This is a genomic window from Phocaeicola coprocola DSM 17136, from assembly GCF_000154845.1.
Taxonomy (GTDB): domain Bacteria; phylum Bacteroidota; class Bacteroidia; order Bacteroidales; family Bacteroidaceae; genus Phocaeicola; species Phocaeicola coprocola.
The window spans coordinates 1-13,772 of the sequence record NZ_DS981507.1 but is presented as its reverse complement, the minus strand read 5'-3'; the positions used below and the strand labels follow the sequence as shown (position 1 = coordinate 13,772).

Genomic DNA, 13,772 nt, shown 5'->3' with positions numbered 1-13,772 from the left:
TAAAATAAATTCAATATGACTAAGCTAAGTGTGAATATAAACAAGGTAGCAACCTTGCGTAATGCTCGCGGGGGAAATAACCCGGATGTAGAAAAAGTGGCGTTGGATTGCGAGGCTTTCGGGGCCGAAGGGATTACGGTTCATCCTCGTCCCGATGAACGGCATATCCGCTATGCGGACGTGTTGGCTCTTCGTCCCATACTTCGTACGGAGTTTAATATCGAAGGATATCCTTCGAAAGAATTTATTGACCTGGTATTGAAGGTAAAACCGCATCAGGTAACGCTTGTTCCCGACGCTCCCGACCAGATTACTTCTAATTCGGGATGGGATACTAAAAATAATCTTTCCTTCCTGACCGAGCTGATGGATACTTTCGGAGAAGCAGGTATACGTACTTCTATTTTCGTAGGAACTGATACGGAAATGATAGAGTATGCGGCAAAAGCCGGAGCCGACCGTGTGGAACTTTATACAGAGCCTTATGCATCACAGTATGGAAAGAATCGCGAAGCTGCCATTGCTCCTTTCGTTGAGGCTGCAAAGGTAACCCGCAAGTTGGGAATGGGACTGAATGCCGGTCATGATCTCAGCCTTGAGAATCTTGCTTACTTTCATGAAAATATTCCATGGGTGGACGAAGTTTCCATCGGTCACGCATTGATTTGTGACGCACTCTATCTAGGACTTAAGAAAACTATTGAAGAATATAAAAATTGCCTTCGTTAAATTATGATTACAATGACACTGCTGGCAGCTGCACAGACCGTTGCCGACACCATGACGGGAAATAATCCCGTATTGACTCCTGTTGTATCGGGAGAATCGGAAATGAACCTTTGGGACATGGCTTGCAAAGGTGGTTGGATTATGATTGTACTGGCTCTGATGTCTGTCATAGCCTTTTATATCTTTTTTGAACGTGCGGTAGCTATCCGCAAGGCGGGTAAAGAAGACCCGTTGTTTATGGATCGTATCCGCGACTATATCAAGACTGGAGAAATCAAATCGGCAATCAATTACTGCCGTATAACCAATACTCCTTCTTCGCGTATGATTGAAAAAGGTATCATGCGTATGGGACGTCCGGTTGCCGATGTACAGGCTGCTATCGAGAATACCGGAAACATTGAAGTTGCAAAACTGGAAAACGGACTTTCTATTATGGCTACTATTTCCAGCGGTGCGCCGATGCTTGGTTTCCTGGGTACGGTAACTGGTATGGTTCGTGCTTTCTGGAATATGGCTAATGCCGGAAACAATATTGATATTACTCTGCTTTCGAGCGGTATCTATGAAGCGATGATTACCACTGTAGGCGGTCTGGTTGTGGGTATTGCTACCATGTTTGCTTACAATCATCTGGTATATCGCGTAGACAAGGTTGTAAGTCAGATGGAAGCTCGTACCATTGCTTTCATGGACTTGATGAACGAACCAAACGAAAAATAAGAAGCCTATGTCACTGAAAAGAAGACAGAAAATATCTCCGGCCTTCAGTATGTCGTCGATGACCGACCTCATCTTTTTGCTGCTGATATTTTTTATGATTACCTCTACGATGGTATCGCCGAATGCAATCAAGGTCTTGCTTCCGCAGGGTTCTGAGCAGACTTCGGCTAAGCCTATGGCGCGGGTAATTATCGATAAGGATTTGAATTATTACGGGGCGTTTGGTAATGAGGATGAAATGCCGCTTGCACTCGACGAAGTTCCTTCGTTCTTGCAAGAGTGTGCTGCGAAGGAACCGGAAATGTATGTGGCGCTTTACGCTGACGAGTCGATTCCGTATCGCGAAATTGTCCGTATCCTGAATATTGCCAACGAAAATCATTTTAGAATGGTTCTGGCTACTCGCCGCCCTGACAAACAGAATTAAAAAAGAATACAGTGAAGAAAAGTAAAGTAACCGGAATAATAGGAACGGTAGTGCTGCATATCTTTGTGGTACTATTGCTGCTCTTTTGCTCACTTACTCGTCCTGAGATACAAGAAGAAGGAGGTGTGCCGGTTATGCTTGGTAATACACAAATGGCTCAGGGAGATGCCGATCCGTATACAATGACGGAGGTTGATGTATTGCCGCAGCCGGAAACTTCTGTACCCGAACCGGAAGTAACTCCGGAACCGGAGGTGAAACAGCCTATGATTACGCAGGATGATGAACCTTCTATTCAGGTAAAAAAGGAAAAGCCGAAAGAAGAAAAACCTAAAAAAGAAGTTACTCCTAAAAAGAAGCAGGAAACAAAACCTGTTGTAACCAAACCCAAGGAAAAAACTGAAGCCGAAAAGCGTGCTGAAGAAGAACGTGCTGCTGCTCAGGCTGCTGCCAACAAGATTGCCGGGGCATTTGGTAAAGGATCTAAAATGGGTAGTAAAGGTTCGGCTACTTCCGGACAAGGCATAGAAGGTAGTCCGGATGGAAATGGAAATACAGGAAAAATCTCAGGAGTAGGAGGATATGGAACATTCGACTTGAACGGACGTTCTTTGGGACCTGGAGGATTGCCTGTTCCTGTATACAATGTACAGGATGAAGGAAGAGTTGTGGTTACTATCGTTGTAAATCCTGCCGGAAGAGTTATCAGCACGAGTATAAACAAACGGACCAATACGGTAAATCCTGCTTTGCGTCGTGCAGCAGAAGAGGCAGCTCGTCGAGCTCGGTTCAATTCGGTAGACGGTGTAAACAATCAGAGTGGTACGATAACCTATTACTTTAAGTTGAAATAAGACTATAAGCATATTTAAATTCATCATATTATGAAAACTATTTGTATCTTTTTGGCAGAAGGTTTCGAAGAAATGGAAGCCATGTTTCCACTCGATGTAATGCGTCGTGGGGGACTGAATGTAAAAACTGTGTCGGTAACAGGTGAAAAGACCGTTGTCAGCTCACATCAGGTTCCTATCGTTGCGGATATGCTGTTCGAGGATTTGAAGGAAGAAGATGTGGAAATGGTTGTTCTTCCGGGTGGACTTCCGGGAGCGACAAATCTGGATGCTCATGCAGGACTCGACAAGCTGATTATGAGTTTTGCTGCGGCAGGTAAACCTCTTGCTGCTATTTGTGCAGCTCCTATGGTATATGGCAAGCGTGGTTTGCTGAAAGGCAAGAAGGCTACTTGCTATCCGGGCTTCGACAAATATCTGGAAGGTGCAGAATATACAGGCAATATGGTTGAAGTTGTCGATAACTTTATCTTGGGTAAAGGTCCGGGTGCTGCTCCGGCTTTTGCTTTTGCTATTCTGGAAAAATATGCAGGAGCAGAAAAAGCTTTGGAAGTTAAAAAAGGAATGTTGCTTGCCTGATGAAGAAATATATCATTGTCGTAGCAGGAGGTAAAGGTTTACGCATGGGGGGAGATATACCCAAGCAGTTTATCCCGGTAAAGGGAAAGCCTGTACTGATGCGTACGCTGGAGGCTTTTTATGCTTACGATAAATGTATAAATATCATATTGGTACTTCCGGTAGACCAGCAGGACTACTGGAAGCGCCTTTGTGCGGAATATGGATTTACGCTTCCCCATCGTATCGCCAACGGCGGAGAAACTCGTTTTCATTCTGTAAAGAACGGACTGGCCTTGGTGGATGATAGGAATAGTGTAGTAGGAGTGCACGATGGTGTACGTCCTTTTGTTTCTCAGGAAGTGATAGCCGCCTGTTATGCTGCTGCTGAAGAAAGGCAAGCTGTAATTCCGGTTATTGATGTAGTGGAAACAGTCCGTCGGATAGAGGCAGACGAAAAGAGTGTGACTGTACCACGCGACTGTTATAAACTGGTGCAGACTCCTCAGGTTTTTACTGCATCGTTACTGAAACAGGCTTACGGACAAACATATACTTCCGCTTTTACAGATGATGCTTCGGTAGTGGAGGCTTTGGGGCATCCTGTCTTCTTAATACCGGGAAATCGTGAAAATATAAAGCTTACTACTCCATTCGACTTGAAAGTTGCAGAAGTTCTGGTTTAAATAAATGTTCGATTTATCTACGCGTGACATAAAATATTTGCAAGGGGTGGGCCCGCAGCGTGCGGCCATACTGAACAAGGAACTGAATATCTATTCCTTTCGGGACTTGTTGTGTTATTTCCCTTATAAGTATGTCGACCGTAGTCGTCTGTATTATATCCATGAAATAGATGGAAATATGCCTTACATACAGTTAAAAGGTAAGGTACTCAGCTTTGAAACAATGGGTGAAGGTCGCCAGCGGCGTCTGGTCGGACATTTTTCCGACGGAACGGGTATTGTCGATCTGGTATGGTTTCAGGGACTGAAATTCATCATGGGGAAATATAAGGCAAATGAAGAATATATTGTCTTTGGCAAGCCGACCATATTCAATGGACGAATAAATATAGCTCATCCGGATATTGATCCGGCACAGGAGCTTACTCTTTCTACAATGGGGCTTCAGCCTTATTATAATACGACCGAAAAGATGAAGCGCAGCAATCTCAATTCTCATGCGCTGGAAAAACTGATGAAAAATCTTTTCGGGGCGCTTCAGAAGGAGATTATTGAAGAAACCTTGAGTCCGCAACTAGTGGATCATTATCGGCTGATGCCGCTTACTGATGCGCTGTATAACATTCATTTCCCTCAGAACCCTGATTTGCTCCGCAGAGCACAATACCGTTTGAAGTTCGAGGAACTGTTTTATGTCCAGCTTAATATTCTTCGTTATACCAAAGAACGGAGAAATAAGTTCCGCGGACTGGTATTTGGCAAAGTAGGAGAGATATTCAATACTTTCTATTCGCAGAATCTTCCTTTCCAGCTTACTGGAGCACAGAAGCGGGTGATAAAGGAGATGCGCCGTGATATGGGAAGTGGAAGACAAATGAACCGCTTGCTGCAAGGAGATGTGGGCAGCGGAAAAACACTTGTTGCCCTGATGACTATGCTGATTGCGCTGGACAACGGCTATCAGGCTTGCATGATGGCTCCTACAGAAATTTTGGCTACTCAGCATTATGAAACGATATGTCGTTTTCTGGCGGGTATGAATGTACGGGTGGAGCTGCTTACCGGAACAGTAAAAGGAAAGCGCCGGGAAACAATTCTGAAAGATCTGGTGACGGGAGATGTACATATCCTTATCGGTACTCATGCGGTAATAGAAGATACTGTCAACTTTTCGTCTTTGGGATTGGTGGTGATAGACGAACAACATCGTTTCGGAGTAGCCCAGCGTGCCAAGCTGTGGGCAAAAAATACCTGTCCGCCTCATGTCTTGGTTATGACGGCAACTCCTATCCCGCGTACACTTGCCATGACATTGTATGGCGATCTTGATGTTTCGGTTATCGACGAACTTCCTCCGGGGCGAAAACCCATTCAGACTGTTCATCAGTTTGACAATCGTCGTGCTTCGATGTATGCTTTCATACGGAAGCAGATACAGGAAGGCCGGCAGGCATATATTGTTTATCCGCTGATTCAGGAAAGCGAGAAGATGGATATCAAGAACCTGGAAGACGGGTATATGCATATCTGTGAAGAGTTTCCGGAGTATAAGGTGAGCAAGGTACATGGTAAAATGAAACCTGCAGAGAAAGATGAGGAGATGCAGCGTTTCTTGGCCAATGAAACTCAGATAATGGTAGCTACTACGGTGATTGAGGTGGGGGTGAACGTGCCCAATGCCTCGGTTATGGTGATAGAGAATGCGGAGCGTTTCGGCTTGTCGCAGTTGCATCAGTTGCGCGGACGTGTAGGACGAGGAGCGGACCAGTCATATTGTATTCTGGTTACCGGATATAAGCTGACGGAAGAAACGCGTAAACGTATCGAAATCATGGTGCAAACGAATGATGGATTTGAGATTGCAGAGGCCGATTTGAAGTTGCGCGGTCCGGGTGATTTGGAAGGAACGCAACAGAGTGGTGTAGCCTTCGATTTGAAAATTGCCGATATTGCCCGCGACGGACAGCTCTTACAGTTTGTACGTGAAATAGCCGAGCATCTGCTTGATGCCGATCCGAATGGAGAACGTCCGGAAAATGCGATTATATGGCAGCAGTTGAAGGAGCTTCGGAAAAAGAATGTGAACTGGTCGGTTATTTCGTAATCCTGTAAAAAAGGAAAATGTAAAGTACATGGTCCTTTAATTTTTTGTAAGTTTGTTATCGTCTGATAATCAGATTTAGGATAACTCAAAGAAATCTAAGATCATGGTACTGGAAGAAGAGAAAGAACGCAAGGTGGAGTGCTGGTTGAAACGCAAGCACGTTAATGTGGAAGAGATTGCAGGTTTCACGTTTATGCAATACTATAAGCCTCGTCCCAGCAAGTGCAAACCTTATTGGCGTTGTCTGGATGGATTGGGTGTGTTTATCTTTACTTTGAAGTCGGGTTTTGTACGTGGAGCACAATTGCAAGGTATGTGGTTGAATAGGGGATCTCGCCTGAACCCGGCCTGGATTGTGCAATATCTGTTGGCACGGCAAATTCCTTTTACCAATTATGAAACTTCCCTCAAGCAGGTGGATAGCTTGGCCGTAGTTCATGTTTATAATGAGTTTCCGAAGTGTATGCGTTCGCGTCGTAGGTGGGGAATTTTTGAGTTGTTGTTTGGGGCGTTTGTTTTCTTCTGGTCATGTTTGGTGATTTTTGGAACTCCTCATGTGTGGCTGGCGGGACTTTTAGTGTTATTGATTGGAATAGGGCATGTAGGACTTTCATTATTTACACTTTATCAGGGTATTTCTTGTCAGTATGCATTGACGCTGGAACCGCGAGAAATGGTCTTGCAGCGGCCTGATGAAGATGAAACTGTAAAATTTGCTTATTCGGACCTTCGGAAGGTTAATTTCACGTCAGCACCTTTTGTGAGTCATGAATTTATCTCCTTCATAGAGTTTCTAGATACCGATTTTGCTTATCACTGCTATCCGATAGAAAGGGTTCCAGTGGAAAAGTTCGATGAGATCGTTTCTATATTGAGACAACTGGGAATTGATGCGACCAACTCTTTTAAGTGATTCCGGCAGACGGCAGAGAGGATTATAATTTCAGCACCACCCGGTCGCCGGCACGCTGAGCCATGATACTTTGTGTTTCGTGCAGCTCCTTATAACGCTGCATGATTTCCATATAGCGTTGCGGATCATTGGCTATTTCCGGATTGGCAAGTGCTTGAAGCGTATGTTTCATTTCCTCGTCTACAATGGATAGCTTAAAATCGAGCAGCAAACGTGGAACCAGCTCATGCAAGCGCTCTTCATCGCTGATGATTTTTTGTCCTTTTGAGTGATACTTGCTCAGTTGATAGCGGTCGCTGGCAAGATCGACAGCTACTTTACTTATTTCTGGAACCGGATGTGCGATAAAGTAACGTTCTGCGGTAAAGTTCTCGTCATGAATGTGCATTTCCGCTTCTTTCAACATTTGGCGGTGAAGTGCGACATGAAATTGCAATTCATCTTCTTTCAGCCCTTCGGATATATATTCGGTCACGGTGAGAGGCAGTTGTTCTCCATTTTCATTTTCCATGTAACACATTACTTTCTCTCCGTACCGTACAATCATACGCATTAAGTCTTCCTCCTTGGCATAGAACACCTTCTGCTCATTGCCTTCTGTCGGAATGTATGACGTATATGTATCAACTGGAATTTCATTCCCCAGCGATGTAGGTACGACAGCCCCTTCTCCTGTTTCAACAGGAGGAAAATCGGGGATGATTCCATTATTTCCGGAATCTTCGACGGGAGGAGGGGGGAGTGGAATATCATTCGATGCTGTGAATGGTATATCATTACCAGCTGTTGCATTGCCTTCAGAAACAGCAGGAGTGGAAGAAGCCGGTGTACCAGTATTCGGAGTAGTGGCAGCCAACTGACGTTCCCGGTATTGTCTGCGTTGTTCTTCCTTAAATTTATTTTCTCTGGCCTGCTCTATCAGTTTGGCAGTAGCTTCTACCAGTATCTTTTCTTCCATTTGCAGTAACTGACTGCACTCACGAATGTACACCGATCGTACAATGGCGTCGGGAATAACCGAAATACTTTTTACGATACTGGAAATCAGTGAAGCACGCTTGATGGGATCTTTACCCGCTTCTTCCATAAGGAGGTTGGTCTTAAAGCGGATAAAATCAACTTCATGGTCATTGATATATGCCTGATAGTCGGTGGCATTATGCTTGCGGGCAAAACTATCCGGATCATCACCGTCGGGCAGGAGGCAGACCTTGATGTTCATTCCTTCTTCCAACAGCATGTCGATACCGCGGATACTAGCCTTAATACCCGCTCCGTCACCGTCGTAAAGTACGGTGATGTTATTTGTAAAACGATGAATAAGCCGGATTTGCTCGGAGGTTAATGCTGTTCCCGATGACGCTACTACGTTTTCTATACCACTTTGGTGCATAGAAATCACATCGGTATATCCTTCTACTAGAAAACAGCGGTCTTGCCGCACAATAGCTTGTTTGGCAAAGTAAATACCATACAGCTCACGGCTCTTGTGATAGATTTCCGATTCGGGAGAATTGACGTACTTCATCTGTACGTTTTTGGTGGCGGAGCTTAATACACGTCCGCCGAAAGCTACAATTTTTCCCGACAAGGTATGAACAGGAAAAATGACACGTCCCCAGAACCGGTCGTGCAAAGAACCGTTATCTTTACGGTAACAGAGTCCCGTTTTTACCAGAAATTCTTCCTTATATCCTTTCTGGATGGCAGCCTTTGCCAGTGCATCGGGGCTGTCGGTACTATATCCTAACTGAAACTTCTTGATAATATCGTCACGGAATCCGCGTCCGCGCAAATAGGTCATACCGATACGCTGTCCGTCGATGTGATTATAAAGAACATCCTGGAAATATTCCGAAGCAAACTGGTTGACAACAAACAGACTTTCGCGCAAGCTTTGTGCCTGCTTTTCTTCATTAGTCAGTTCGCGTTCCTTGACTTCGATGTTGTATTTTCGGGCAAGCCACTTCAGTGCTTCGTAATAAGAAAGCTGTTCGTGTTCCATAATGAAATGAACAACATTTCCTCCTTTCCCACAGCTGAAGCATTTGCAGAGTCCCTTACTGGGAGAAACACTGAAAGATGGAGTCTTTTCGTTGTGGAAAGGGCACAGTCCGATATAGTTTACCCCCCTGCGTCGGAGAGTAACAAATTCGGATACTACGTCTACAATCTGTGCAGCATCGAGGATACGGTCTATGGTGGCTTGGTCTATCATTTCGAGAGGCGAAAATAATAAAAATAAGTAGAATGTGCAACGACTTTCTTTCTGCTGCTTTTCAGGATGGAAGTTACATCAGAACATAAATGCAATGGAAGCACCGAATGTCAGGTTATGCATGGGCATTCCGATTGCCTTCTTCGTCTGTCCAGGAGTTCTTTAAATCGTATGTCAGACGGGGAGAGGCAAAGTCGTAGTCACAATATAGCCGGAGAGCTGCATCTTCCTTGTAGCGGTAGGTAAACGAAACTCCCGTACCGACTTTATATGTAGCACTTTTACGTATGTTCAGAAAATCGTCATCTACAAAAGAACTGTTCAGCAATTCATCGCGGCTGATTCCATCTTGATTCATGTAATAGTCGATGTCTTCTTTATAAAATTGGTTGTAAACTTCTTCACTAACAATCCCACGGTCGAATATTTGTGGATTGATGCGACAGATTGAATTCAACTTGAAATTAGCATTTATTCTGCGTCCTACCAGCAGCTTGCTTCCTATCTGAAAATGCCGGCTGAAAGGATATGAAAAATAAAGTCCCAGGTCGACATCGAACATACCCAGATGATCCGATTCCAGACCATCGAGCAGAAATAGATTGACTGGAGCGTCTTCTTTTAAATCGCTGTCCATATCGAAGTTTCTCATATTCTCTGCCGGGATATCAGCAATGACAGGTAGAGTTGCCACCTTCAAACGTCCTCCTGCTCCGATAAAAGCATTGAAAAAATAAGCTCCCTCTACGCTGACAACTGTTGCTGTTCCAACCTTTAAGCGCATACCTAGCGGGGAGCCACCTTCAGAATCATATATTTCTGCTGTTCGTAAAGCTGAAGGACCGGATGCTATTCCCATGTTAAAGCTTAAGAACGAAGGCGTGTCATACCGGTCGTAAGCAGTATTTGTTTTCCATGTATCTGCATTATCGCGTCTGAAAATCAGATCAGAGAAAAAATATCCCAAGTCTGTAGAAATCATGCCTATTCCGGCTCCTACAAGTACATCGCCGATCCAGTGCCGGTTATTGAGCTGACGTGTAACTCCCGTAATTCCGGCCAGTGTATATCCTCCGATGCTGTACCAGGGACTTTTCATGCCATATTCCTTGTGAAGAATGGTGGCACACATGAAGGCAGTGGCCGTATGTCCTGAAGAAAATGAGTTGTTGGATGTATTGTCCGGACGGGTTTCTCGGGTGGTGTATTTTAAAGAGTTGACAAATCCTGCCATCAATGCAGCCGAAAAGACATTGCTCACTGCCAGTTCTTTCCATGAACTGCGACTTTGAACACCAGCCAGTTTCATTCCCCAAGTAGCAGTCAGAGGAACATATTGTGTATAGTCGTCATATCGATGATGAAAAGCTGGCTTAAACCGGTTGCGGAGCGTCCGGAAATCAGTATTGCGTTCTTTTACGATCAGCCCGGCTGTGATAAAGGGGATTCCCATATATGAAAAGTTCCTTTTAAAACTTTCCTTGGCGGTCGGAGGCTTTGTTTCTTGCGAACCGGTTATTTGTGAAATAGAGTCAGGGAAATTATAAAAAGCTTCTTCACAGAAGTTATGGGCATGCAACGGTATATAACAGAACGATAGACTGAAAAAGATCAAGACGTTTTTGAATTTCATAGTTTAGTTTCCGGTTATAAGCTGTTAAAAACTGTATAACGGAGTGATTGTAAGGCTGGTTCATCGGATTTTGTTAAAAAAGATTTTTAATAAACAAGTTTTCATGGGTTTGGTTACTATAAAAAACAAAGAAGGAGACTGGTATACAGTCTCCTTCTTCTTAAATCAGGTATATATCTGATTATTTAATGTTCGGGTTCAGTTTGTTCCATTCAGAAACAGGAGGAAGAACGCCCATTGCGATTACTTCGTCACGCAGTGCGCACAAGTGTTCGTAGCTCTTATCCAAAGCAGCTTGTTCTTCTGCAGTACCGTTCAAAGCAGCGCAGTGGCAACCGTCAGCAGTGATAGAAGTTTCCCATGCCATCATGATGTGATCGTACTTATCGTTTGATACGTAAGTACCAGCCGGCCAACGGAATGCTTTACCACCCATAGCAGCACCAATCATTTCGATAGAAACGTATGATGGGCTCTGGAATGAAGAACGGCCACGCAAGTTGATGATGTTTGCACCACCTTTAGTAACTTTCTGCTGGATTTCAGCCCATTGTTCTTTAGTCAGAGCGTCTGTACCGATGATGTCAGTCAGAGCTTTGCCGTTAACTTTTGCTGTAGAAGCAAATACAGCCATCTGTTCTCCGTGACCACCATAAGTACGGCAGTTTTCAACAGCATCCATAGCTACTCCGAAGTGTTTAGCCAATTCGCTGCGCAGACGAGTAGAGTCAAGAGCTGCCAAAGTAGTAACCTGACTTGGTTTCAAACCAGAGTACAGCAATGTAATCAAACCTGTGATATCAGCAGGGTTGAAGATAACAACGATGTGTTTTACATCCGGGCAGTACTGTTTTACGTTCTTACCGAATTCTTCTGCGATAGCAGCGTTACCTTTCAACAGGTCTTCACGAGTCATACCTGCTTTACGAGCAGCACCACCTGAGTTTACGATATATTTTGCACCAGTCAGCGCTTCTTTGATATCAGAAGTGAAAGTTACGTTTACGCCTTCGAAACCGCAGTGGTACAATTCTTCAGCTACGCCTTCCAATCCCGGAGCATACGGGTCATACAAACAGATGTTCGGAGTCAGACCCATCATGATAGCAGTCTGAGCCATGTTAGAACCGATCATACCGGCAGCACCAACAATGGTAAGTTTTTCGTTAGTTACAAATTCCATAATTCTTATTATTTAAGTTATGTTATAAAAGTGTATTTCTTCTTTCTTGCGCTACAAAGATAAAAAAGTTCTTTGGTATAAACGAGTCTTTCTTGGCGTAAAAGTGGGCAAATCTGCGGGCTTTCGAATTAATTACGGAAAAATTTCACTATTTTTAAATCTGGATATGGCGTTTTGCTATCAGGAGTTATCAATTGCCCGATTATGCTTGTCGGATATGTTTTTATTTGCTTCTCGATTTCTTTATTTCAGAAATAAGATTTATATTTGTAAATATGAAAGTAATAGTTCGTTAAAAATTCGCCAAGCCTAAGCGGCTCTGGCAGTAAATAAAATGAGTTCTTTGAAAAGTTTGTCAATAACTTGCATGTCTGGGTTAATCCCGAACACGCAAATAAATCGTTCAAGCATATAAGCATTGTGTATGAATGACTTGCAAGAGGATATGGAATAGGCTATTCCGAGCCTCTTACATGCCGCTTTGGCCAAGTTGACAGCTGCGAGCGATGCATTGAAGTGAAAATCCAACTTCCTGAAGTCGGTTGACTGGCAGTTGGTGATTCCTGCATGCTGCTTGCCATCTCTAAAGCAAAATTCCAGTTGGAACCTGGTTCTGTAATAATCCAGCACCTCACGTCCATCCATGGAATCGTCTGTAGAGAAGTAAAGCTGCCACTTGTCTGTCCTCCCGTCCATCGGATACCAGACGGCTAAGGAAACATACCTTTTGAGAGCTTTTGCATATACCCTCAATCCGTATAGCTTTCCTTTGTTCACCTCGTATTCCTTGCACCGGGTCAAATCCAGATTGGCAAAGTCAATCCTGCCGTCAAACCACTTGGGATGACCACGTTTTCCTGTTTTCTGCTCCAATGTCGGATAGTACAGGATTACGTCATTCCGAAAGCGGCTGATGACATGGAAATCGTTCTCACACATAGGTGTTATGAATGTTTCCTTGGAAAAGAATGCGTCTGCAACCACCGTTCTGGACAGGCTCTGTAGCTTGTCTTTTCTACTGATAAGATAGCTGCTGTACCAGTCAACGAGGCTCTTGTCCATATTATCCAAGGTCTTACAATCCGGCGTCTGAATGGAACCTAAAGTCATGCATTCATGATTGTCGATGTCAATGACACCGATGCCCATGATTTCCAGTCCACGCTTGTATTCTCCTGCACAACCGGACCAGAAGTAACCTATCCAAGGTGTCTTCTTGCCTGATTTGGGAATATAGGAAGGATCGATGGCGATGGCTTTTCTTTTGCCTGTGAGATGCTTGCTGATGATAGAGCCGTTGAACGCAAACCAGTCGAAAGTTTCATGCTCAAAAAGGTTACGATAAGTCTGTTCTGAGAAACAGCCATATCTGCCCAATTGGAGGAAGTTTATACGATCCGGGATGGCCATGAATAATTTCATGGTGTCCATGAACGTTTTTTCAAAAGGTTTTTGTATATTCGCTACTGATTTGAGAGCCGACAGGCACTCGGATTGGTATTGCATAAGGAGTGTTTCTTTAGTCATAATCAGAAGAGTTGAGAGACTTCTAATTTACTAAAAAACCAGCGAATTATGCAATACTTTTTCACCTTTATTATCAGCAGGTTAGCACATTTTTTTCAGCACATTTCTTCATGCTTAACCATTCGTTTTAGACAACATTTCAATGACCTCTTTAGTGTTTCCGAACCCGACTTTTGCCGGTTTTATTGTTTAACTTTTAATTTTTCGGTAAAAATTT

At 43.9% G+C, this 13,772-nt stretch carries 12 protein-coding genes; 8 read left to right on the top strand and 4 right to left on the bottom strand.

Annotation, left to right across the window (positions count from 1 at the left end; genetic code table 11):
- The first annotated feature begins 15 nt into the window (after positions 1–15).
- From BACCOP_RS16515 to BACCOP_RS16480, 8 genes are all read left to right on the top strand, one after another.
- Positions 16–729, top strand: coding sequence for a pyridoxine 5'-phosphate synthase (locus BACCOP_RS16515; protein ID WP_007571195.1), 714 nt, complete (start codon positions 16–18; stop codon positions 727–729).
- Positions 730–732: 3 nt separating this feature from the next.
- A complete protein-coding gene (locus BACCOP_RS16510; RefSeq protein ID WP_007571194.1) occupies positions 733–1,452 on the top strand; it encodes a MotA/TolQ/ExbB proton channel family protein in 720 nt (239 codons plus the stop codon).
- A 7-nt stretch (positions 1,453–1,459) separates the two neighbouring features.
- The gene (locus BACCOP_RS16505; RefSeq protein ID WP_083779597.1) at positions 1,460–1,879 is read left to right on the top strand and encodes an ExbD/TolR family protein; all 420 of its coding nucleotides are present in this window, start codon (positions 1,460–1,462) and stop codon (positions 1,877–1,879) included.
- Between the two features lie 11 nt (positions 1,880–1,890).
- Entirely contained in the window at positions 1,891–2,733 is an 843-nt protein-coding gene (locus BACCOP_RS16500; protein WP_007571192.1) for a TonB family protein, read from the top strand.
- Between the two features lie 30 nt (positions 2,734–2,763).
- Complete coding sequence (locus BACCOP_RS16495; protein WP_007571191.1) at positions 2,764–3,312, top strand: DJ-1 family glyoxalase III; 549 nt, start codon at positions 2,764–2,766, stop codon at positions 3,310–3,312.
- Positions 3,312–3,977, top strand: coding sequence for a 2-C-methyl-D-erythritol 4-phosphate cytidylyltransferase (locus BACCOP_RS16490; RefSeq protein ID WP_007571190.1), 666 nt, complete (start codon positions 3,312–3,314; stop codon positions 3,975–3,977). Before BACCOP_RS16495 ends, BACCOP_RS16490 begins: the two co-directional genes overlap by 1 nt.
- 4 nt (positions 3,978–3,981) lie before the next feature.
- The gene (gene recG, locus BACCOP_RS16485; protein ID WP_007571189.1) at positions 3,982–6,081 is read left to right on the top strand and encodes an ATP-dependent DNA helicase RecG; all 2,100 of its coding nucleotides are present in this window, start codon (positions 3,982–3,984) and stop codon (positions 6,079–6,081) included.
- 103 nt (positions 6,082–6,184) lie between these two features.
- Positions 6,185–6,994, top strand: coding sequence for a hypothetical protein (locus BACCOP_RS16480; protein ID WP_007571188.1), 810 nt, complete (start codon positions 6,185–6,187; stop codon positions 6,992–6,994).
- Between the two features lie 22 nt (positions 6,995–7,016).
- On the opposite strand, the gene dnaG is transcribed toward BACCOP_RS16480, so the two are convergent.
- From dnaG to BACCOP_RS16460, 4 genes are all read right to left on the bottom strand, one after another.
- Positions 7,017–9,212, bottom strand: a complete 2,196-nt coding sequence (gene dnaG, locus BACCOP_RS16475) for a DNA primase (RefSeq protein ID WP_007571187.1) — start codon at positions 9,210–9,212, stop codon at positions 7,017–7,019.
- A gap of 115 nt (positions 9,213–9,327) precedes the next feature.
- Positions 9,328–10,665 carry a phosphatase PAP2 family protein gene (locus BACCOP_RS16470; RefSeq protein ID WP_227994696.1) on the bottom strand — a complete coding sequence of 446 codons (1,338 nt, stop codon included), beginning with the start codon at positions 10,663–10,665 and terminating at the stop codon, positions 9,328–9,330.
- A 361-nt stretch (positions 10,666–11,026) separates the two neighbouring features.
- On the bottom strand, positions 11,027–12,028 hold the full coding sequence (locus tag BACCOP_RS16465; RefSeq protein ID WP_007571181.1) for a malate dehydrogenase: 1,002 nt from the start codon (positions 12,026–12,028) through the stop codon (positions 11,027–11,029).
- A 309-nt stretch (positions 12,029–12,337) separates the two neighbouring features.
- The gene (locus BACCOP_RS16460; protein ID WP_007571179.1) at positions 12,338–13,555 is read right to left on the bottom strand and encodes a transposase; all 1,218 of its coding nucleotides are present in this window, start codon (positions 13,553–13,555) and stop codon (positions 12,338–12,340) included.
- Positions 13,556–13,772 lie beyond the last annotated feature (217 nt).

Bases quoted from the DNA above. Each gene is read 5' to 3' on its own strand.
- BACCOP_RS16515 (WP_007571195.1), top strand. From the start codon at position 16: ATGACTAAGCTAAGTGTGAATATAAACAAGGTAGCAACCTTGCGTAAT.
- BACCOP_RS16510 (WP_007571194.1), top strand. From the start codon at position 733: ATGATTACAATGACACTGCTGGCAGCTGCACAGACCGTTGCCGACACC.
- BACCOP_RS16505 (WP_083779597.1), top strand. From the start codon at position 1,460: ATGTCACTGAAAAGAAGACAGAAAATATCTCCGGCCTTCAGTATGTCG.
- BACCOP_RS16495 (WP_007571191.1), top strand. From the start codon at position 2,764: ATGAAAACTATTTGTATCTTTTTGGCAGAAGGTTTCGAAGAAATGGAA.
- BACCOP_RS16490 (WP_007571190.1), top strand. From the start codon at position 3,312: ATGAAGAAATATATCATTGTCGTAGCAGGAGGTAAAGGTTTACGCATG.
- recG (WP_007571189.1), top strand. From the start codon at position 3,982: ATGTTCGATTTATCTACGCGTGACATAAAATATTTGCAAGGGGTGGGC.
- BACCOP_RS16480 (WP_007571188.1), top strand. From the start codon at position 6,185: ATGGTACTGGAAGAAGAGAAAGAACGCAAGGTGGAGTGCTGGTTGAAA.
- dnaG (WP_007571187.1), bottom strand. From the start codon at position 9,212: ATGATAGACCAAGCCACCATAGACCGTATCCTCGATGCTGCACAGATT.
- BACCOP_RS16470 (WP_227994696.1), bottom strand. From the start codon at position 10,665: ATGGGAATCCCCTTTATCACAGCCGGGCTGATCGTAAAAGAACGCAAT.
- BACCOP_RS16465 (WP_007571181.1), bottom strand. From the start codon at position 12,028: ATGGAATTTGTAACTAACGAAAAACTTACCATTGTTGGTGCTGCCGGT.
- BACCOP_RS16460 (WP_007571179.1), bottom strand. From the start codon at position 13,555: ATGACTAAAGAAACACTCCTTATGCAATACCAATCCGAGTGCCTGTCG.